The following is a 20184-nucleotide window of genomic DNA, read 5'->3' as shown; positions in this document are numbered from 1 at the left end:
CCCGCGGCCGTTCCCGGACCGGCCGGCGCCTGTCGTCAGAACAACCGCAGCTTGTCGTCCTCGATGCCGCGCAGGGCGTCGTAGTCCAGTACCTGGCAGCCGATGCCGCGGTCGGTGGCGAGGACACGGGCCTGCGGCTTGATCTCCTGGGCCGCGAAGACACCGCGGACCGGGGCGAGGTGGGGGTCGCGGTTCAGCAGTTCGAGATAGCGGGTGAGCTGTTCCACACCGTCGATCTCGCCGCGCCGCTTGATCTCGACCGCGACCGTCCGGCCCTCGGCGTCCCGGCACAGGATGTCGACCGGGCCGATGGCCGTCATGTACTCGCGGCGGATCAGCGTGTAGCCCTCGCCGAGCGTGTCGATGCGGTCGGCGAGCAGTTCCTGGAGGTGCGCTTCCACGCCGTCCTTGATCAGCCCCGGATCCACGCCGAGTTCGTGCGAGGAGTCGTGCAGGACCTCCTCCATCGTGATGATGAGCTTCTCGCCCGCCTTGTTGACGACGGTCCAGACGCCCTCCTCCTCGCCGGTGCCCTCCTTCAGCGTGCACGGAGGGGACATCCAGTTCAGCGGCTTGTAGGCGCGGTCGTCCGCGTGGATCGAGACGCTGCCGTCCGCCTTGACCAGGATCAGACGGGGCGCTGACGGCAGATGGGCGGTGAGCCGGCCGGCGTAGTCGACGGAGCACCGGGCAATGACGAGACGCATGGTCGGCAACGCTACTGGACGGACGGCGGTGCGCGCGATTCGCCCGGGGACCTCCAGCCGGGCGGAGGCCGGGACTCCCCGTGGGTCGCCCCATTTTTCCCTGGATCACCCGTGTTCACTTGTGGCCGATTGTGTGCCCAACTAGCCCGGTCTGTATATGCATTCGCCTGGTGGGCGTCCGTTCTTGTGCCTACCGTAGTGAACGGGAGGTCGCGACCCGTGCACTCACCGTATTGGGAGTCGCGTATCCCCTTATCTGTCCGGCAACCCCTGTCGTTCGGGGGTGCGAGAGGAGAACCCATGTCGCTCGACGTCTCACCGGCCCTACTCGAACAGGCCGAGCGAGGCGAGGTCGACGAAGCTGACTTCGTCGACTGCGTCCGGACCTCCCTGCCCTACGCATGGGAGATGATCAGCTCCCTGGTGGCCCAGCTGAAGGTGGACGGCGGCCAGTTCGCCGACAACCAGACGCCCCCGCCGGACGAGCAGGCACGCGGTCAACTGCTGCGTGTGCTGGCGAGTGACGCCATGCGCGGCGCGCTTCAGCGGCACTTCGGCGTGCGGCTCGCCTTCCAGAACTGCCACCGGGTGGCGGTGTTCCCGCTGGACGCCTCGGTCGACGAGACGCTGGCCCGTTTCACCTCGGTGCGCAGCCAGCTCCTCAACCAGTCCTCGGAACTGCGGGACTGCTGACGCCGTGAGTCGCCGCTTGCCGCTCCGTCCACGGGAGGTGCTTGGACTTCAGGGGCGGCAAGCCCACGACTGCTCCCGGTCACCGCAGCTGGGGCAGTACCTCGGCACCGAGCCGTCGCAGGTTCTCCTCCGTCGCCGCCAGATCGCCGGAACCCTCGGTGAACAGGGCGAAGCGGGAGATGCCGGTCCGCTCGGAGGTGGCCGCGAGCCGGTCGGCGCACAGCCGCGGGGTGCCCACCGGGTGCAGCCCGCAGAGCAGCTCGGTGTACTCCAGCGGATCGCGCATCCCGCGGGCCCGGCCGTCCACGGTGACATGGGCGTCCAGACCCTGTTTCAGCCAGCCCGGCATCGCCTTCAGCAGGGTCTCCACCGCGTCCGTGCGCCGGTCCGCGATCTGGCAGACGCCCGCCGAGACATGGGCGGCGCCCCGGATCTGCTCGCCCGTGCGTCCCGCCGCCCGCGCGCACCGCTGCCAGTGGGCGACCATCTCGGCCTTCTCCTCGTCCCCGATGTGCATTCCCAGCAGCATCGGCAGCCCGCGCTCGGCGGCCAGCCGCACGCTCGCCGCGGAGGTGCAGGCGACGACGACCTCGGGGCCCGTGACCTGGGTCAGCGCCTCCGAGGGGCGCGGTACGACGGGGACCTCGCGGAAGGCGAAGCGTTCCCCCGAGGCCGACACCGCCGGCTCACGCAGCCAGCGCACCAACAGGTCGAGCGACTCCGGGAACCCCTTCTCGTACGCCTCCAGTCCCATGCCGAACACTTCCAGGTCCACCCACGGGCCGCCGCGCCCGACGCCGAGCGAGAACCGCCCGCCGCTCGTCACGTGCAGCAGCGCCGCCTGCTCGCCGAGCGCGACCGGGTGGACCGTGGGCAGCACACTGACCGCCGTACCCACCCGCAGCCGGCGGGTGCGGCCGAGCAGCAGCGCGGCCAGGGTGATCGCGGACGGGCACGTCCCGTACGGGACGAAGTGGTGCTCGCCCAGCCAGACCGCGTCGAGACCGGCCTCCTCGGCGACCTCCGCGGAGCGGACCGCCCGGTGCAGCGCCTCGCCTTGGCCCTGCCCGGGGAACTGGGCCGCCAGCACGAAACTTCCAACGCGCATTGCTCTTTCCTGCTTCCTCGGCTCCGACACGGAGCTCCCCCACCCGGCATAACCGCGGGACACGTGCCGAGGACACGGCCTGGCGAAGAGATTTGCGGATTGTCAGCGGAATGGGTCGTCCGGGAAGGGGACTTGTGGTGGTTGGTTCTCCCCACATGCCCGTGATGGCGCCGCGTACGCTGGAGGAGGTCCCTGTCTTCCGCACAGCTTCGTGAGGTGTCCCGTGTCTCCCCGCCGCAACCGACCCAAGGAAGGAAGAGGCGCCGCCTCGTCCGGCCGGAGCGCCGAGGACGACGGCGCGGGCCGCTACGGCGGCTGGCAGTCCACCGAGAGCTGGCAGGGCGAGGACTTCAGCGTGCGCCATGTCGCGGGCTCCGCCGCCGAGGGAAAGACGTACCGCTGCCCCGGCTGCGACCAGCTGATCCCCTCCGGCGTCCCGCACGTGGTGGCCTGGCCCCAGCACGCGGGAGTGGACGACCGCCGGCACTGGCACAAGGCGTGCTGGAACGCCAAGGACCGCCGCACCACGCGGGTGCAGCGGTCCCGTAACGCACCGCGGTTCTAGGCCGCGGCTCCCGTCGCTCAGACGTCCCGCGTGCGCAGCAGGACCAGGGCGCCGGCGAACGCGGCCGCCGTCGCGCCCAGCAGGATCCACAGCGGGTCCCAGCCGCTCGGGCCCGAACTGGTGAGGGAGTTGGAGTAGAAGACGCTCAACTGGTTCGGGATCGAATACTCGAGCAGGAACTCGCGCACCTTCTCCAGCGAGCGCGTGAACATGAACAGCGCGATCACCAGCGGGGCGAGCACGACACCGATCATGATCGTGATGGCGCCCGCCGAGTGCCGCAGCACCGAGCCGATGACGAGCGAGAACAGCCCGAGCAGGGCCATGAAGAGGCTGACGCCCACGGTGGCCTTGAACCACTCCGCGCCGGTGGGCTGCCGGGCGCCGACACCCTGCAGCATGGCCGTCTGCGCGAGGCCGACCACGCCGGTGGAGACCAGGGTCACCGTGAAGGCGACCAGGAAGAACACCACCGCCTTGGCCGTGAGCACCCGCCCACGGCTCGGGCACGCCGTCATCGTGGTCCGGATCATGCCGGTGCCGTACTCCGAGGCCGTGGTCAGCACGCCGAGGGTGATGACGCAGATGCTGCCGAGCAGCAGCCCGAAGAAGCCCAGCGACAGCATGTTCTGGTCGCCGTGCATCTCACCGCCGGCGTCGGAGACGACCAGGCAGACGAGCAGCCCGATCCCGACCACCAGCAGGATGAACACCCCGAGCGTCCACATCGTGGAGCGCACCGACTTGATCTTCGTCCACTCCGAGGCGACGGCGTGCCCGAGGTGCGTGCGCACGACGGGGATCGGCGAGGTGTAGCCGGAGTGGGGGGAGCCGGCCGCCGCCTCCCAGGCGGGCGGCGCGGCCTGCGGCACAGGGGTCTGCGGCGTGCTCATCGGTCGTCCTCGGGCTTGGCGGGGTCGGCGGCGGGTGCGGGGGCCTGGGGCGCGGGGGAGGCGGCCGGTGCGGCCTCCGCGTGCGGCGCCGTGGCGGGCTGCGCGGGTACCTGCGGGGCCTGCGGCGCGTTCCGCGCGTACGGGTTCGGGGTGCCCGCGTCCGGGGCGCCGTAGGGGCCGGGACGGCGCGCGCCCGGAGCCGCGTACGGGTTCGGCTGCGAGCCCGCGTACGGGTGTCCGCCCGGCTGGGGCGGTGGCGGGGCGTACCAGCCGGGCTGGCCCTGACCGGGCACCGGCATCGGCGGTTCGGCGCCGGGTGGCAGGGGCTGCATCAGCCCGGCCTTCTGGTCGGTGGTGGAGCGGTAGTCGACGACCCCCTGGGTCATCCGCATGTACGCCTCCTCCAGCGAGGCCTGGTGCGGCGACAGCTCCCACAGGCGTACGTCCGCCTCGTGCGCGAGGTCGCTGATGCGCGCCAGCGGCAGCCCGGTCACGCGCAGCGCGCCGTCCTGCTCGGGCAGCACGTGCCCGCCCGCCTCGGTCAGCGCGGACGTCAGCTTCTCCCGCTGCTGCGGCTCGCTGTCGGGCGTGCGGACCCGCGCGAAGTCCGCGGAGTTCGCGGAGATGAAGTCCGTCACACCCATGTCGGCGAGCAGCTGCCCGCGACCGATGACGATCAGATGGTCGGCGGTCAGGGCCATCTCGCTCATCAGGTGACTGGAGACGAACACGGTCCGTCCCTCCGCCGCCAGCGACTTCATCAGATTGCGCACCCAGAGGATGCCCTCGGGGTCGAGACCGTTCACCGGCTCGTCGAACAGCAGCACCTGCGGGTCGCCGAGCAGCGCGGCGGCGATCCCCAGCCGCTGGCCCATGCCGAGGGAGAAGCCCTTGGAGCGTCTCCTCGCCACCTCCTGGAGGCCGACGACCCCGAGCACCTCGTCGACGCGGCGGGCCGGGATGCCGGACAGCTGCGCCAGGGACAGCAGGTGGTTGCGCGCGGACCGGCCGCCGTGCACCGCCTTGGCGTCCAGCAGGGCGCCGACCTGGCGGGGCGCGTTCGGCAGCGTCCGGTAGGGATGGCCGCCGATCGTCACCGTCCCCGAGGTGGGGTTGTCCAGACCCAGGATCATCCGCATCGTCGTGGACTTGCCCGAGCCGTTCGGACCGAGGAAGCCGGTGACGGCACCCGGCCGCACCTGGAAGGAGAGATTGTGCACGGCGGTCTTGTCGCCATAGCGCTTGGTCAGGCCGACTGCCTCGATCATGCTCCGCACCCATCGAACGGTTCAGGTCCGCGGGGCGCATGCCCCCCGTAAGGGTTAGGAGGATATCCGGGCGCTGACGGTTCCGCCCAAAGGAAAGTAAAAGCCCGCGTGCTCAGGCGTCCCGTCTCCGCAGCAGTACGTATCCTCCGGCGAGCGCCGCGACCACCCACAGCAGCATGATCCCGAGGCCGCCCCAGGGACCGTAGGGGGTGTCGTCGCCGACCCGGGGGACCACCTGCATGATGCGGCTCCCGGCCTGGTCGGGCAGGAAGCGGCCGACCTTCTTCGTCGCCGAGACATTGCCCAGGATGTTGGAGATCAGGAAGAAGAACGGCATCAGGATGCCCAGCGACAGCATCGGTGAGCGCAGCATCACGGTGACGCCCATGGAGAACAGGGCGATGAGCGTCATGTAGAGGCCGCCGCCGACGACCGCGCGCAGCACACCCGGTTCGCCGAGGGAGGTGCCGATCGAGCCGAGCATCGCCTGACCGAGGAAGAACGACGCGAAGCTGGTGACCATGCCGACCACGAGGGCCAGCCCGGCGGCCACCGCCACCTTGCTCGCCAGGAAGGCCCCGCGCTGCGGAACGGCGGCCAGCGAGGTGCGGATCATGCCGGTGCTGTACTCGTTGGACACGACCAGCACCGCGAACACGATCATCGCGAGCTGGCCCAGGCCCATGCCGGCGAAGCTGACATAGGTGGGGTCGAAGGAGACCCGGTCCCGGGCGTCCATGTTTCCGAACTCGTGCTTCGACAGGGCCGAGAGCAGCATGCCGAGGGCGATCGTGACGACCGCCGTCAGGGACAGCGTCCACACCGTGGACGCCACCGACCGGATCTTGGTCCACTCGGACCTGATGACCTGAGTCGCCGCCATCGCTCAGCCCTCCCTCTCGCTGTCGGCGCCCGACGGCTGGGCGGGCGCCTCCTCCGGCGCGGCCCCTCCGGCGTGCGCGTGGTACTCCACCGCACCGGCCGTCAGCCGCATGAACGCCTCCTCCAGCGAAGACTGCTGACTGCTCAGCTCGTGCAGCACGACCTGGTGCTGTGCCGCCAGCTCCCCGATGCGCTCCGCCTTGCCGCCCTCGACCTGGAGCAGCCCGCCCTCACCCGGCACGGCCGTGATCCCGGCGTCGTGCAGCACGTCGAGCAGGCGTTCGCGCTGCGGGGTGCGGACCCGCACGTGGGAGCGGGAGTTCCGCTCGATGAAGTCGGCCATGGAGGTGTCGGCGAGCAGCCGGCCCTGGCCGATGACGACGAGGTGGTCCGCGGTCAGCGCCATCTCGCTCATCAGGTGCGAGGAGACGAACACCGTACGGCCCTGGGCGGCGAGGGCCTTCATCAGACCGCGGATCCAGTGGATGCCCTCGGGGTCGAGGCCGTTGACCGGCTCGTCGAACATCAGGATCCGCGGGTCGCCGAGCAGCGCGCCGGCGATGCCGAGCCGTTGGCTCATGCCGAGCGAGAACCCCTTCGCCTTCTTCCGCGCCACCGGGGTCAGTCCGACGGTGTCCAGGACCTCGTTCACCCGCTGGGTGGGGATGCCGTTGCTCTGCGCCAGGCACAGCAGGTGGTTGTAGGCGCTGCGCCCGCCGTGCATGGCCTTGGCGTCCAGCAGGGCGCCGATGTACGTCAGCGGATCCTTGAGCTGCTGGTAGTGCCGGCCGTCGATGCGGACGTACCCGGAGGTGGGCCGGTCGAGGCCGAGGATCATCCGCATCGTCGTGGACTTCCCGGCGCCGTTGGGCCCGAGGAACCCGGTGACGGTGCCCGGCCGGACCGTGAAGGTGAGGCCGTCGACCGCCAGCTTGTCTCCGTACCGCTTGGTCAACCCCTCCAGTTCGATCATGGCAGACACGCTAGAACGCCGCGAAGCTCTCCGCCACCCCTGGGGCAGAGAGCTTCGCGGTCAGCGGCGGATGTCAGCCGCGGTCGGGCCCGGCGAACGCCGTTCAGCGGGTCTGCTGGGCCGGAACGCCGCGGGAGATCGGCTCGTCCTCGGTCGGCGCGCCCGCGGCGGCCACCGCGGCACCGGTGAGGGTCGCCAGCATCTCGCGCACGTTCGTCAGCTGCGCGTTGATGGAGTCGCGGCGGTTGGTCAGCGCGGCGAGCTCGCGCTCCGATTCCGAACGGATGCGGTCGGCCTTGGCGTTGGCGTCGGCCACGATGTCCTCGGCCTGGCGCTGGGCCGTCTCCACCGTCTGGCGGGCGCGGCGCTCGGCGTCGGTGCGCAGCTTCTCCGCCTCCAGGCGGAGCTGCTCGGCGCGGTGCTCGATCTCCGCCAGCCGCTTCTCGGCCTTGGCCTGACGGGAGGCCAGGTCCCGCTCGGACTGCTCGCGCCGCTTGGCGAGGTTCGTCTCGAAGTCGGCGGCGGCCTGCGCGGCCTTGGCGCGGGTCTCCTCGAAGAGGGCGTCCGCCTCCTCACGCTTGGACTGCGCGTCCTTCTGCGCCTCGGCGCGCAGCTGGGAGGCCTCGCCCTTGGCCTTCTCGACGATCCGGACGCCCTCGTCCTCGGCCTTGGACTTGCGGTCCGCGGCGAAGGACTCGGCGTCGTTGCGAACCTGCTGGGCCGCCGACTCGGCGAGTTCGCGGTGCTGTTCGGACGCGCGCCGGGCCTCCTCACGCAGATCCTTGGCCTCCTCCTCGGCGAGGCGGAGGATCTTCTCGACCCGCGCGCCGAGGCCCGCGTACGACGGTTCGGCGTCGCCGATCTGTGCCTGGGCGTTCTGCGTCTCGAGATGGAGCTCCTCGATGCGCTTCTCCAGGGCGGTGATGCGGGAGAGAGCACTGTCGCGGTCGGAGACGAGCTTGGAGATACGTTCGTCCACCTGAGCGCGGTCGTACCCACGCCGCACAAGCTCGAAGCCGTAGGGGGAAGTGTCGCTCATGGGGTTCCTGTCCGAATGAGACCGGTGAGGTGATAGGTGGAATCCTAGGGGCCGAAGCGGTGTGTCATCGAGCGGATACGTGTTTGATCTGGAGAATGACACCTCTTTTGAGTGGCTGACCGTCCCAGGGCTTGCCAAGAGAACGGGTCAAACCGCCCAGAAGGCCGGAATCCCCCTCCAGGCTATCCGTCTGACGACTTGCCACCCGACCGGGGTGCCCCCACCGTCGCTCCCGCCTTCACCGCGCCGTCCTTCGCACCCGGCGCCTCGAACGACTCCAACGCCTCCAGCACGTCCTGCACCCGGGAGATCTCGGCGTTGATGTCCTCGCGCCGGCGCACCAGGATCTCCAGTTCGCGCTTGCCCTCCTCGACCGTGCGCCGGGCCTCCTGGACCGCCTCGGCCTTGAGTTCCTCGGCCTCCTTCACGAGTGAGGCCTTCTTCTGCTCGGCCTCCTTCAGCAGCCCCTCGGCCTTCTTCACCGCGGCGATCCGCACCTTGCCCGCCTCGGAGTTGGCCTCCGAGACGATCTCCTTCGCCTTGGACTGCGCCTTGGCGAGCTGCTCCTCGGCCGCCTTGACGAGCGCGTCGCAGCGGTCGCCCGCCGACTTCATCGTCTCGGCCGCCTCGCGGCGGGCCCGCTCGTGCAGTTCCTCGATCTCGGTCGTCAGGCGCTTGTGCAGCTCCTCCGCGCGCTCCCGGATCTGCGTGGCGTCCCGGCGCGCGCCGACGAGCAGTTCGTCCGCGTCCGTACGGGCCTTCTCCACCGTGGAGTTGCCCTCGACCCTCGCCTCGGACAGGATCCGGTCGGCCTCCTTGCGGGCCGCGCCCACCATCGTGTCGGCCTGGGACTCGGCGTCCGCCTTCGTCTTGACCGCGCTCGCCTGCGCCTCGGTGAGCAGCTTGTCGGCCTCGGCGGTGGTCTCGTTGATGAGCGTGTCGACCTGCTCGGCCGCCTCCGAGCGCCGCTTGTTGGCGTCCCGGCGGGCCTCGTCCAGGGTCCGCTCGGCCTCCGCCCGCGCCTGGGATTTGACCCGCTCGGACTCGGCGCGGACCCGCTCGGCGTGCGCCTGCGCGGAGCCGACCGTCTCGGCGGCGTCGGCGCGCAGCCGCTCCGCGTCGCCGGTGGCGTCCGAGATCAGCTTCTCCGCCTTGGCGACGGACTCGGCGCGGACCCGGTCGGCCTCCGCGATCGTCTCCGTCTGGAGCCGCTCCGCCTCCGAGCGCGCCTCGGAGATGAGCGTGTCCGCCTGGGTGGCCGCCTCCGAACGGATGCGGTTGGCGTCCTCGCGGGCCTCCGCGCGGGTGCGGGAGGCGTCCTGCTCGGCCTGCGCGACGGTGTCGGAGGCCTCGGTGCGCACCCGCTGGGCGTGCTCGGAGACGTCCGCGCGGATCCGCTCCGCCTCCGTGATCGCCTCGGACACGGTCCGCTCGGCGAGCACCTTGGCGGCCTCGGTCTCCTCCCGCGCCTCGCTGCGCAGCCGGCCCGCGTCCTCGCTCGCCCGCTCCCGCTCGGCGTAGGCGTCGCTGCGGACCCGGTCCGCCTCCTCCTCGGCCTCCCTGCGGGTGCGCTCCGCCGCGTGCTCGGCGGCCGAACGCAGTCCGGCGATTTCCTCCTGCGTCTGCTCGTGCAGCCCGGCGACGGAGTCCCGCACCTGCTGCGCGTGCTGCTCGGCGGCCGACACCATCTCGGTGGCGCGCCGGTCGGCCTCCTCCACCAGACGGGTGGCCTCGGCCTGCGCCTCCTCCACCCGCTTGCGCGCCGAGGCCAGCAGTTCCTCGCTCCGTTCGCGGGCCCGCTCGCGCTCCTGGTCGGCCTCGGCGCGCGCGGCGCCGAGCAGTTCCTCGGCCTCGCGGCGGCGCCGGGCGGCCTCCTCCTGGGCGGCGGCCAGCGCCTGAGACGCCTCCGTGCCCAGCCGTTCCGCGGCGGCCTGCGCCTCCGCGCGCACCCGGTCCGCGGTGTCCTGTGCCTCCGCCTTGAGCCGCTCGGCCTCCGCCGCGGCCTCCGAGCGCAGCCGTACCGCGACGGCCTCGCCCTCGGCGCGGGAGGCGGACGCGTCGGCGGCGGCCTCGTCGCGCAGCCGCACGGCCTCCGTCTCCGCCTGCTGCTGCAGGGTGCGGATGCGCTCGGCGGCCTCGGTGCGCAGCCGCTCGGCCTCCTCCGCCGCCTCACGGCGGATACGGGAGGCCTCCTCGCGGGCGTCGCTGAGCGCCTTCTCGGCGTTCGTCAGCCGTTCCTCGGCCTCGGTGTGCAGACGGGTGAGCTCCTCGGTGGCCTCCGCCTTACGGGCGGCGACCGCCTCCTCGGTCTCCTCGCGCAGCTCGCGCGCGGCACGCTCGGCGTCCGCCTTGACCGACTCGGCCTGCTCGGTGGCCTCGGCACGGTGCCGCTCGGCCTCCTTGCGGGTGCGCTCCAGGGTCTCCTCGGCCTGCCGGCGCAGCGTGGTGGCCCGCTCGATGGCCTCGGTGCGGACCTTCTCGCTGTCGCTCTGCGCGGTGCCGCGCAGCTCGTCGGCGTCGGCCTTCGCCTTGGCCAGCAGCTCCTCGGCGGACTTGGCCGCCTCCTCGATCTGCGCCACGGCCTCGCGCCGGGCCTCGGCGCGGATCCGCTCGCCCTCGGCGACAGCGTCGGCCCGCAACTGCTCGGCCTCGCCACGCAGCCGGCGGGCCTCCTCCTGGAGCTCGACCGTCTTGGCGCGGTACTCCTTGGTGTCGTCCTTGGCGGCGCCCTTGAGCTGCTCGGCGAGGTCGTGCGCCTCGTCGCGCAGCCGGTCCGCCTCGGCCTCGGCCTCCTTGCGGATCCGCTCGGCCTCCTCGGACGCCGCCCTGGTCGTCCTCCTGGCGTCCTCCGCCGCCTTGTTCAGCACGTCCTCGGCGGTCTTCGCCGCCTTGGAAAGCTGGGTCGCGCTCTCCTCGGCGGTGATCGTGCGGGCCTTCTCGGAGGCCTCCGCGACGATCTTCTCCGCCTCCGCGCGGGCGTCCGCGACGAGCTGCTCGGCCTCGGACTTGGTGGCCTCGGCCTCCTTGGTAGCCTCCTGCACCAGCCGGGCGACCTGCTCCTTGGCGGTGCGGGTGCGCTGCTCGTTGGCCGACTCGGCGCCGGCGAGCGTCTTGGCCGCGGCGTCCTTGGCCTCGGTGAGCACCTTGTCGGCCTCGGTCTGCGCCTTGCGCAGCGCCTCCTCGGCCTCGGCCATGCGCTGCTCGGCGGACCGGCTCAGCTCGGCGGCCTGCCGGCGGGCGGCGTCCGACTCGCTGGCGGTGGCCGAGCGGAGCTGCTCGGCGTGGTCGGTGGCCTCCTGGGCCTGGTTGGATGCGGCGTTCAGCAGCCGCTCGGCGTCGGTGCGGGCGCGGCGCAGGAGCTGCTCGGCCTCCGCGCGGGCCGCCTCGGCCTCGCTCTGCAGCCGCTGCCGGGCCTCGGCGGCCAGCCGCTCGGCCTCCGCGCGGGCCGCGGCCATGGCCTGCTCGGCCTCGGCGCGGGACTCGTCCAGCAGACGCCGGGCCTGCTGCTCGGTGCGGGCACGCAGCTGCTCCGCCCACGCCACGTTCTCGTTGACGTGCGACTCGACGGTCTGCCGGCGCTCGGCGAGCTCCTGGTCGAGCTGCTGGCGCCGGTTGACCGCCTCGGCGTGCAGCTCGGCCTGCAGACGCGCGGCCTGCTCCGCGTGCTCCTGGAGGATGCGCTGGGTCTGCGCTCTGGCCTGGCTCAGCTCGCGCTCGGCGTCGGCGCGGATCTGGTCGGCCTGCACCTGAGCGTTGCGCAGCAACTGCTCGGCCTGGTAGCCGAGGTCGGCGCCGTCGTAGGCGGGCCGGGTCATGATGGTGCGGCGCGCCTCGTGAAGCTTGGCGCGCAGCACCTCGACCTGGTAGCCGAGGTCCTCGGCGTGCTGGATCGCCTTTTCCCGCTCGGTCTTCAGCCGATCCATCTCGGCCTCGAACCGAGAGAGGTGGTCGACGTCAGCCGCCGGCTCTCGCTCCTGGCGTTCGTAGCCCCGCACTGCGCGGTCCCATCCGTCCCCTGGTCGCAAGCCTGTCCAAACGAGCTCCGTCCATCCGCCGAACGGGGCCCCCGGGAAATGGTGTCAGATCAACAGCGGAGCACGGGCTGCTGCCCCGCCGCTCGTCCCCCGAAACACGGACCCCGGCGGTCCTGTCGTTCTTGACGGCAGGACCGGGTCGTCCCCGCTCGGGGGACGACCGCCCCCAACCCTACCGGCCCTTATGTACGGGAGTCAGTGCTCAACCGACTCAACGGCCGCCGAAGTGACCAGTTCTGTCAGGACTCCATGGCAATCCTTCGGGTGCAGGAAGGTGATCCTGGACCCCATCGAGCCGCGTCGCGGCTCGTCGTACAGAACGCGTACGCCCTTGTCGCGGACGGCGGCCGCCTCCGCGTCGACGTCCGCCGTACCGAAGGCGATGTGGTGCACGCCCTCGCCGTTCTTCGCGAGCCACTTCGCGACGGTGGAGTCGTCGCGGACCGGTTCGAGGAGCTGCAGGTAGGAGGCCCCGCCGTCGGAGGTCTCGTTGATCTTGAGCATGGCCTCGCGCACGCCCTGTTCCTCGTTGACCTCGGTGTGGAACACCTCGAAGCCGTACGTGGACCGGTAGAACTCGACTGTGGCGTCGAGGTCGTGGCAGGCGATTCCGATGTGGTCGATTCGCGTCAGCATGGAATCAGTGCAGCGCCACCGGGGTGGTTACGCAACGTGCGCGCGATCACACCGACGGCCCGATGACGGGGCGGAGTACCGCTCAGTACGCTCGAAGTAAACCCTCGTTCACTCCTCGGCCGCGCAGGCCGGTAAGGGGATCGCAGCTCATGTCTTCTGGAACTTCCGGTACGACCGGCTCGGTGATCGTCGCGGGCGCGCGGACGCCCATGGGGCGGCTGCTGGGCTCGCTGAAGTCCTTCTCGGGAGCCGACCTCGGCGGCTTCGCGATCAAGGCCGCCCTCGACCGCGCGGGGATCGGTGGCGACCAGGTGCAGTATGTGATCATGGGCCAGGTGCTCCAGGCGGGTGCGGGGCAGATCCCGGCCCGCCAGGCCGCCGTCAAGGCCGGCATCCCGATGAGCGTCCCCGCGCTCACCGTCAACAAGGTCTGCCTGTCGGGCCTGGACGCCATCGCGCTCGCCGACCAGTTGATCCGTGCGGGTGAGTTCGACATCGTCGTGGCCGGCGGCCAGGAGTCCATGACCAACGCCCCGCACCTCCTGCCGAAGTCCCGCGAGGGCTACAAGTACGGCGCCGTGGAGATGCTGGACTCGATGGCCCACGACGGCCTCACCGACTCCTTCGAGGGCATCGCCATGGGCGCGTCGACGGAGAAGCACAACACCCGCCTGGGCATCGGGCGCGCCGAGCAGGACGAGATCGCCGCCCTGTCCCACCAGCGCGCCGCCGCCGCGCAGAAGAACGGCGTCTTCGAGGCCGAGATCACCCCGGTGGAGATCCCGCAGCGCAAGGGCGACCCGGTCCTGTTCAGCAAGGACGAGGGCATCCGCGGCGACACCACGGCCGAGGGCCTGGCCAAGCTGCGCCCGGCCTTCGCCAAGGACGGCACGATCACCGCCGGCTCCTCCTCGCAGATCTCCGACGGCGCCGCCGCCGTGGTGGTGATGAGCAGGGCCAAGGCCGAGGAGCTGGGCCTGGAGTGGATCGCCGAGATCGGCGCCCACGGCAATGTCGCGGGACCGGACAACTCGCTGCAGTCCCAGCCCTCCAACGCCATCCTGCACGCCCTGAAGAAGGAGGGCCTGGACGTCGCCGACCTGGATCTCGTCGAGATCAACGAGGCGTTCGCCGCCGTGGCCGTGCAGTCAATGAAGGACCTCGGCGTGTCCACGGAAAAGGTGAACGTGAACGGCGGCGCCATCGCCCTGGGTCACCCGATCGGGATGTCCGGCGCCCGTCTCGTGCTGCACCTGGCGCTGGAGCTGAAGCGGCGCGGCGGCGGTGTCGGCGCGGCCGCGCTGTGCGGCGGCGGCGGTCAGGGCGACGCGCTGATCGTCCGGGTACCGAAGGCCTGAGCCGACCTCATTCGTAGGACCTCTCGTACGCCGACCGCGTACGTGGATCACGTGAACGGAGCTGTGATGCAGGACGTCTCCTCTCTGGTGGCCCAGGCCAGGGAAGGCCGGCCGAGGGCCGTGGCCCGGCTGATCTCCCTGGTGGAGGGGGCGTCCCCGCAGTTGCGGGAGGTGATGCGCACGCTCGCGCCCCTGACGGGCAACGCCTACGTCGTCGGTCTGACGGGCTCCCCGGGCGTGGGCAAGTCGACGTCCACGTCGGCGCTGGTGACCGCGTACCGCAAGCAGGGCAGGCGGGTCGGCGTCCTGGCCGTCGACCCGTCCTCGCCCTTCTCCGGCGGCGCCCTGCTCGGCGACCGGGTGCGGATGTCGGAGCACGCCTCCGACCCGGGCGTCTACATCCGCTCCATGGCCACCCGCGGCCACCTGGGCGGGCTCGCGTGGGCCGCCCCGCAGGCGATCCGCGTCCTGGACGCGGCGGGCTGCGACGTGATCCTGGTCGAGACGGTCGGCGTCGGCCAGTCGGAGGTGGAGATCGCCTCCCAGGCCGACACGTCCGTCGTCCTGCTGGCCCCGGGGATGGGCGACGGCATCCAGGCGGCCAAGGCCGGCATCCTGGAGATCGGCGACGTCTACGTCGTCAACAAGGCCGACCGGGACGGTGCGGACGCCACCGCCCGCGAGCTGAACCACATGCTGGGCCTCGGCGAGGCCCGCGGCCCCGGCGACTGGCGCCCGCCCATCGTCAGGACGGTCGCGGCGCGCTCCGAGGGCATCGACGAGGTCGTCGAGGCGCTGGAGAAGCACCGGGCCTGGATGGAGGAGCGGGGCGTCCTGGCCGAGCGCCGCCGCGCCCGCGCCGCCCGCGAGGTGGAGACGATCGCGGTCACGGCCCTGCGCGAACGCATCGGCGACCTGCACGGCGACCGCCGCCTGAGCGCCCTCGCGGAGCGCATCGTCGCCGGTGAACTGGACCCGTACCAGGCGGCGGACGAACTGGTGACGGGCCTGACCGAGGGCTGAACCCGGCCTCGTCCGGAAATACCGTGGCCGATCCCCCGCGGTACCGCTACCTTGATCCGCATGTTCCTCCTCCTGGCATAGACCGCGCACCCGCGCCGCGTTTCGGACCGACGACCGACCGTCGGCGGACGCGGCGCTCCGGTGTCCCGTCTCCATGCCTTCACGTGAGGAACACCCGTGTCCGCGCCCACTTCGTCGCGTCCTGTCCTGCCCGCGCGGCCCTCGTACGCCGCCGTCCTGCGCGTCCCGCACGCGCGCCGCACCTTCGCCGCCGCCCTGACGGCACGCCTGTCCTACGGGATGGTGTCGCTCGCGGTGATGCTGTCCGTCACCCGGGCCACCGGCTCGTACGCCGTGTCCGGTGCCGTGATGTCCCTGTTCGGCGCCACGTCGGTCTTCCTGATGCCCCTGCGGGCGTCCCTCGTCGACCGGTACGGGCCGCGCCGCGCCCTGCTTCCCATGGCCGCGCTCCACGGCGCTCTGCTGTGCGCCCTGGCCGTCCTGACCTGGGGGCCCGGCGCACCGGCCGCAGCGGTCGCCACGGCCGCCGCCCTCGCGGGCGCCTGCGCGCCCCCGCTGGGCCCGACCATGCGTGCCCTGTGGTCCGAACTCGTCGCCGACCGGGGCCTCCTGGCACGTGCCTACAGCCTGGACGGCGTGGCCGAGGAGCTGCTGTTCGTCTCCGGCCCGGCCCTTGTCGGCGTGCTCGTGGGCTTCGCGCCCCCGGCGTCCGGCATCCTGCTCAGCGCGCTGCTGATCGTCGCCGGCACCTGTGCCTTCGTCACCTCGCCGGTGATGACCGGCCCGCGTCCGGCGCCGCGGCGGGAGAAGTCCCGCGGCCGCCTCGCCGGGTTCCGCGGTCTTCTGCCGCCGGTCGCCGTGGCCACGGGCGTCGGCCTGGCGCTCAGCGGGGTGGAGCTGCTGGTGATGGCGTTCGCCGCCGATCGGTCGTACGACGCGGCCCTGGTGCCGTGGGTCCTGGGCGCCCTCTCGGCGGGCAGCGCGGTGGGCGGCCTCGTCAACGGGGCGATCGACTGGCGTACACCCGCCCGTGTACGCCTGACCTGGTTCGTGGCCGGCCTGGGCCCGGTGATTGCCGCGGCGGGCCTCGCGCCCGGCCTGTGGACCCTGACGGCGGCCATGGCCTGCGCGGGCGCGTTCATCGCTCCGGCGCTGACCACGGCGTACCTGCTGGCCGACGAGACGGCGGCGGAAGGCTCCCGGACGCGGGCCGGAGCGTGGGTGAACGCGGGGGTGAACGCCGGCAGCTCGGGTGGAGCGCTGGTGACGGGACTGCTGATCGGCGCCCTGCCGCTCGGGGTGTGCTTCCTGCTGGCGGGAGGGGTGGCCGTGGCGGCGGCGCTGATCGCGGGACCGCGGTGGCGCCGGTAGGCACGCTCCCTCCCGCAGGGTCCGGGGGCTCGGGCCGGCCCGAGCCCCCGGACGCCCCGCACGGGCTCAGGGACGCCCCCGCTGCCCCCGCAGATGCTGGGCGATCGGTTTCAGGGCCTTGTCCAGTTCCGTCAGGGTCTCGTGGTCGAGCAGGTCGATGAAGTGCCTGCGGACGGACGCCACATGGTGGGGGGCGACCTTCTGCATGGTCTCCATGCCGTGGTCGGTGAGGACCGCGTAGAGGCCCCGGCGGTCGGACTCGCAGTTCTCGCGGCGGACCAGGTTCGCGTTCTCCATGCGGGTGATCTGGTGCGAGAGGCGGCTCTTGGACTGGAGCGTGGCGGACGCGAGGTCGCTCATGCGCATCCGCACGTCCTCCGACTCGGAGAGATTCACGAGGATCTCGTAGTCGTTCATCGTCAGGCCGAACGGCTGCAGGTCCTTTTCGAGCTGGTACGTCAACAGCCTGTTGACCTCCAGGTGGGTGCGCCAGGCGCACTGCTCCGCATCGGTCAGCCAGGAAGTGGCCGTCTCGGTCTCCATGAATGAAGTCTACCTAAGAAGTTGAAAGGCGAACTAGTGAGGGTCGTGTGACTGCGCGCACGCGTTCGATGTCACACTCCGCAGACTACCGTTCACACACCGAAGCGACGCTGGAGATCTCCGAGCTGTCCGGGAAGGCGCGGTTGGCCGGCCTGCTGTCCGCGCGTTCCGGACACCCTTCCCCCACCGGGTACCCCCGGCTCGTCCGGAAGCACCCCCGCCGCCAGTTCGGCCATGAGGCTCTCGCTCGACTGGAGCAGCACCGTACCCGCCCCCACGAACTCGAACTGGTGCTCCTCCCCGGAGACCGGCCCGAGGCCCGTCATCGAACGCAGCCCGCCCAGTACTCCGGTCAGGTACCCGTGGTCGTAGTGATGGCACGGTGACGGGCAGTCGGCCCAGCCGACCAGCGCCTGCGGGTCCACCCGGACCGGCGGCTCCAGGAACACCACCGGCCCGTTGGACGCGGCCACGAACTTCCCGGTTCCGATGAGGGTCAGGAAGCCGGGCACGATCGACTGCTTCAGCGCGAGACTTGGCTGAAAAGCGAGCAGATTGCCGGAGCGAATGGTCAGATTGCCGTCGTCCAGATCGAAGGAGTTGACATCGAAGGCCCGGTCGGCGAGCAGCATCCGCCCCGAACCCTGGGCCACCACCCAGTCGCTCGCGTGCAGAGGCGAATGGAACGACGTACGGGTCAGCAGGTCCAGCGCGCCGTGCCCGATGCCGTTGAACTCGATCGACCCGTAGTAGGCGATCATCTTCCCCTTCTGCAGGAACCACTGGCTCCCCTTGAGCTCCACGCAGAAGGTGTACGGGTTCACGTTGTCGTCGGCCGGCAGGGTCGACGGGTCGTGGACCACCGGCCCGGAGCCGGGCGTTCCGTACGCGCTCACAGCTTCTCCTCCGAGGCCTGGACGTACACCGTGCCGTTGCCGCTCAGCTCGAGCTGGAAGCCCTCACCGGAGCCGCGTCCCACCATCTCGCGCCAGCCCAGCGCCGTGGACAGCTTGTTGCGGACGTCGCCGTGGTGGGCGACGTAGGCCTGCGGGTCGACGTGGACGGGGCGCTGCGGGGTGATCGGCACCTCGAAGACGCCGCCGTGCGCCATCACCGCCACCGAGCCGTGCCCCTGGAGGGTCGTCGTGAACAGTCCCTGGCCCGTCGCCTGGCCCCGCACCAGGCCCATGACCCCGCCCTGCGAGCCCATGAACATCGTGCCCTGCTGGAGCGTGCCCTCGAAGGCGAGCAGGCGGTCCGCCTCCACGTACAGCGTGTCGCCCGTCATCTCGATCAGGTGCACATGGTGGCCGCCGTGCCCGAAGAACACCGTGCCGCTGCCCTCCACGGTCATCAGCGGGGTCGCCTCACCCGCCACCCGGCGTCCGATCATCGACATCAGACCGCCCTGACCGCCCTGGATGTTGGGCGTGAACGCCACGTCGCCCCGGTAGGCGAGCATCGCGCCGCGCTGGCTGAACAGGCGCCGGCCGGGCACGACCGTCGCCTCGACCATCTTCGAGTTGATCTCCCGGAAGGTCATCTCACAGGTCCCCCGCGATCGTGTTCCGCTCACTCGGCTGGACGTACACCAGCCCGTCCCCCTCGAAGCGGATCTGGAAGGCCTCCCCGCCGCCCTCCCCGAGGAACGTGCGGAAGGTCACCCCGGACTGGAAGGACTGCCGGACGTCGCCCTGGTGCGCCACGTAGGCGCCGGGGTCGACGATCAGCGGGTACTGCGGGCTGACCCTGAGCACCACCGCCGGCCCGTCCGACATGATCGCCGCCTGCCCGTGCCCCTCGACCGTCGTCGTGAACAGCCCGTTGCCCTGGGACGCGCCGCGCAGCCCGGTGAACGTCGTCCCCGTGCGCAGCCCGGCGTCCGTCGCGAGCAGGTTGCTCGACTCGACGTACAGCTTCTCCCCCTGGAGCCGGACCAGATTGATCTCCGCCGCCCGGTCGGCGAACCAGCACGTTCCCTGCCCCCGCACCTCCATCACGGTCATCTGCTCGCCGGTGAGCCGCCGGGTCACCATGCCGCGCAGCCCCTCGCCGCCACCGGTCAGCCTCTTGAAGGCCATCTGCCCGTCGTACGCGACCATCGAGCCGTTCTTCGCCTTCACGGCGTCCCCGGTCATGTCGACGGCGAGCACCCTGCTGTCTTGAAGTCGGAACATCGCCACGGAGCGAAGGTAGCGGCGGACGACGGAGCACGACAGGGTCCGCGGGAGGACAACGACCCTGATTCACACCCTTACGGGACGACCGCGCCCACCCCCTGCCCGGACTCGCCCCGCGGGTTTGCCACAATGGACGAACGTTTGTGCTCGCATTCACAAGCCGGCCCGCGACACCCCAGCGGCCCGCCGGTCCGTCTCCCACCGAAGGTGACCCGTGGACATCAAGACCGCCACCGCCCTCCGCCGCCTCCGCCTGGTCTCCGCCCCCGAGGCGGTCTCCTTCCTCCTGCTGCTGGTCTGCTCGGTACTGAAGCGGACCACGGACTTCAACGCGGTGCCCGTGATGGGCTCGATCCACGGCGTCCTGTTCATCCTGTACGTGATCTTCTGGGCCGACGCCTGGAACCGCGCCAAGTGGTCGCTGGGCACCGCCGCCCTCTACTTCGTCCTCTCGGTCCTGCCCACCGGCGGCTTCTTCGCCGAGCGCAGGCTCAAGCGCGAGGCCGAGGACGCGGTGATCGCCTCCCGGGCCCGCCGCGAAGGAGTCGTGAACGCGTGATCGTCGCCTTTTCCGTGACCCCGCTGGGCGTCGGCGAGGACGTGGGGGAGTACGTCGCCGACGCCGTCCGGGTCGTCCGCGAGTCCGGCCTGCCCCACCGCACCGACGCGATGTTCACCTCCGTGGAGGGGGAGTGGGACCAGGTCATGGACGTCGTCAGGCGAGCCGTCGCCGCGGTGGAGGCACGCGCGCCGCGCGTGTCCCTGATCCTCAAGGCGGACATCCGCCCCGGCGTGACGGACGGCCTGACCGCCAAGGTGGAACGGGTCGAGAGGTACCTCGCCCAGGACACCCGGCAAGCCGACTAGGCACCCCGCGGCGCGTGCCGGGA

20 protein-coding genes are annotated in these 20184 nt (G+C 71.5%); 7 read left to right on the top strand and 13 right to left on the bottom strand.

Translation table 11 applies throughout. The annotated features are described in order from the left end of the window. Positions 1-35: 35 nt before the first annotated feature. Positions 36-707: an endonuclease NucS gene (gene nucS / locus ACF09J_RS33100; protein ID WP_392309167.1), complete on the bottom strand. Its 672-nt coding sequence runs from the start codon at positions 705-707 to the stop codon at positions 36-38. A gap of 300 nt (positions 708-1007) precedes the next feature. Here nucS and ACF09J_RS33095 point away from each other — a divergent pair, with 300 nt between their 5' ends. Beyond that, positions 1008-1400, top strand: coding sequence for an SCO5389 family protein (locus tag ACF09J_RS33095; protein WP_392309166.1), 393 nt, complete (start codon positions 1008-1010; stop codon positions 1398-1400). A gap of 79 nt (positions 1401-1479) precedes the next feature. Here ACF09J_RS33095 and ACF09J_RS33090 read toward each other — a convergent pair whose 3' ends face one another. Next, positions 1480-2508 carry an LLM class flavin-dependent oxidoreductase gene (locus ACF09J_RS33090; RefSeq protein ID WP_392309165.1) on the bottom strand — a complete coding sequence of 343 codons (1029 nt, stop codon included), beginning with the start codon at positions 2506-2508 and terminating at the stop codon, positions 1480-1482. Between the two features lie 223 nt (positions 2509-2731). On the opposite strand from ACF09J_RS33090, the gene ACF09J_RS33085 reads away from it, so the two are divergent. After that, complete coding sequence (locus tag ACF09J_RS33085) at positions 2732-3073, top strand: ATP/GTP-binding protein (RefSeq protein WP_392309164.1); 342 nt, start codon at positions 2732-2734, stop codon at positions 3071-3073. Between the two features lie 17 nt (positions 3074-3090). Here the strand turns inward: ACF09J_RS33085 and ACF09J_RS33080 are convergent, their stop codons facing one another. The 7 genes from ACF09J_RS33080 to mce all read right to left on the bottom strand — a co-directional run bounded on the left by ACF09J_RS33080 (position 3091) and on the right by mce (position 12798). Continuing rightward, complete coding sequence (locus tag ACF09J_RS33080; protein ID WP_392309163.1) at positions 3091-3966, bottom strand: ABC transporter permease subunit; 876 nt, start codon at positions 3964-3966, stop codon at positions 3091-3093. Next, positions 3963-5234: an ATP-binding cassette domain-containing protein gene (locus tag ACF09J_RS33075; RefSeq protein WP_392309162.1), complete on the bottom strand. Its 1272-nt coding sequence runs from the start codon at positions 5232-5234 to the stop codon at positions 3963-3965. The genes ACF09J_RS33080 and ACF09J_RS33075 overlap by 4 nt, the downstream gene beginning before the upstream one ends. A gap of 112 nt (positions 5235-5346) precedes the next feature. Beyond that, on the bottom strand, positions 5347-6117 hold the full coding sequence (locus tag ACF09J_RS33070; RefSeq protein WP_392309161.1) for an ABC transporter permease: 771 nt from the start codon (positions 6115-6117) through the stop codon (positions 5347-5349). 3 nt (positions 6118-6120) lie between these two features. After that, positions 6121-7089, bottom strand: coding sequence for an ABC transporter ATP-binding protein (locus ACF09J_RS33065; protein WP_392309160.1), 969 nt, complete (start codon positions 7087-7089; stop codon positions 6121-6123). 103 nt (positions 7090-7192) lie between these two features. Continuing rightward, positions 7193-8128 carry a cellulose-binding protein gene (locus ACF09J_RS33060; protein ID WP_392309159.1) on the bottom strand — a complete coding sequence of 312 codons (936 nt, stop codon included), beginning with the start codon at positions 8126-8128 and terminating at the stop codon, positions 7193-7195. A gap of 182 nt (positions 8129-8310) precedes the next feature. Beyond that, positions 8311-12123: a polarized growth protein Scy gene (gene scy, locus ACF09J_RS33055; protein ID WP_392309158.1), complete on the bottom strand. Its 3813-nt coding sequence runs from the start codon at positions 12121-12123 to the stop codon at positions 8311-8313. Positions 12124-12357: 234 nt separating this feature from the next. Continuing rightward, complete coding sequence (gene mce, locus ACF09J_RS33050; protein WP_392309157.1) at positions 12358-12798, bottom strand: methylmalonyl-CoA epimerase; 441 nt, start codon at positions 12796-12798, stop codon at positions 12358-12360. A gap of 149 nt (positions 12799-12947) precedes the next feature. Between mce and ACF09J_RS33045 the strand changes: the two genes are divergently transcribed. The 3 genes from ACF09J_RS33045 to ACF09J_RS33035 all read left to right on the top strand — a co-directional run bounded on the left by ACF09J_RS33045 (position 12948) and on the right by ACF09J_RS33035 (position 16571). Next, on the top strand, positions 12948-14156 hold the full coding sequence (locus ACF09J_RS33045) for an acetyl-CoA C-acetyltransferase (protein WP_392309156.1): 1209 nt from the start codon (positions 12948-12950) through the stop codon (positions 14154-14156). A 66-nt stretch (positions 14157-14222) separates the two neighbouring features. Then, complete coding sequence (meaB, locus tag ACF09J_RS33040) at positions 14223-15179, top strand: methylmalonyl Co-A mutase-associated GTPase MeaB (RefSeq protein ID WP_392309155.1); 957 nt, start codon at positions 14223-14225, stop codon at positions 15177-15179. Between the two features lie 177 nt (positions 15180-15356). Continuing rightward, a complete protein-coding gene (locus ACF09J_RS33035) occupies positions 15357-16571 on the top strand; it encodes an MFS transporter (RefSeq protein WP_392309154.1) in 1215 nt (404 codons plus the stop codon). 66 nt (positions 16572-16637) lie between these two features. Here ACF09J_RS33035 and ACF09J_RS33030 read toward each other — a convergent pair whose 3' ends face one another. The 4 genes from ACF09J_RS33030 to ACF09J_RS33015 all read right to left on the bottom strand — a co-directional run bounded on the left by ACF09J_RS33030 (position 16638) and on the right by ACF09J_RS33015 (position 19291). Further along, positions 16638-17114 (bottom strand): MarR family winged helix-turn-helix transcriptional regulator, encoded by a 477-nt coding sequence (locus ACF09J_RS33030; RefSeq protein ID WP_392309153.1) that lies wholly within the window; start codon positions 17112-17114, stop codon positions 16638-16640. Positions 17115-17206: 92 nt separating this feature from the next. Continuing rightward, positions 17207-18010 carry an AIM24 family protein gene (locus ACF09J_RS33025; RefSeq protein ID WP_392309152.1) on the bottom strand — a complete coding sequence of 268 codons (804 nt, stop codon included), beginning with the start codon at positions 18008-18010 and terminating at the stop codon, positions 17207-17209. Further along, positions 18007-18657: an AIM24 family protein gene (locus ACF09J_RS33020; RefSeq protein ID WP_392309151.1), complete on the bottom strand. Its 651-nt coding sequence runs from the start codon at positions 18655-18657 to the stop codon at positions 18007-18009. Before ACF09J_RS33020 ends, ACF09J_RS33025 begins: the two co-directional genes overlap by 4 nt. Before the next feature lies 1 nt (position 18658). Then, positions 18659-19291, bottom strand: a complete 633-nt coding sequence (locus ACF09J_RS33015) for an AIM24 family protein (protein WP_392309206.1) — start codon at positions 19289-19291, stop codon at positions 18659-18661. A gap of 217 nt (positions 19292-19508) precedes the next feature. Here ACF09J_RS33015 and ACF09J_RS33010 point away from each other — a divergent pair, with 217 nt between their 5' ends. Together ACF09J_RS33010 and ACF09J_RS33005 are read left to right on the top strand one after the other, a co-directional pair. Further along, positions 19509-19853 (top strand): DUF3817 domain-containing protein, encoded by a 345-nt coding sequence (locus tag ACF09J_RS33010; protein ID WP_392309150.1) that lies wholly within the window; start codon positions 19509-19511, stop codon positions 19851-19853. Then, on the top strand, positions 19850-20161 hold the full coding sequence (locus ACF09J_RS33005; protein WP_392309149.1) for an MTH1187 family thiamine-binding protein: 312 nt from the start codon (positions 19850-19852) through the stop codon (positions 20159-20161). The genes ACF09J_RS33010 and ACF09J_RS33005 overlap by 4 nt, the downstream gene beginning before the upstream one ends. Positions 20162-20184: the final 23 nt, after the last annotated feature.

This window comes from Streptomyces sp. NPDC014889 (genome assembly GCF_043081205.1).
Classification (GTDB): Bacteria; Actinomycetota; Actinomycetes; order Streptomycetales; family Streptomycetaceae; genus Streptomyces.
This window is presented reverse-complemented; position numbering and strand designations above follow the sequence as displayed.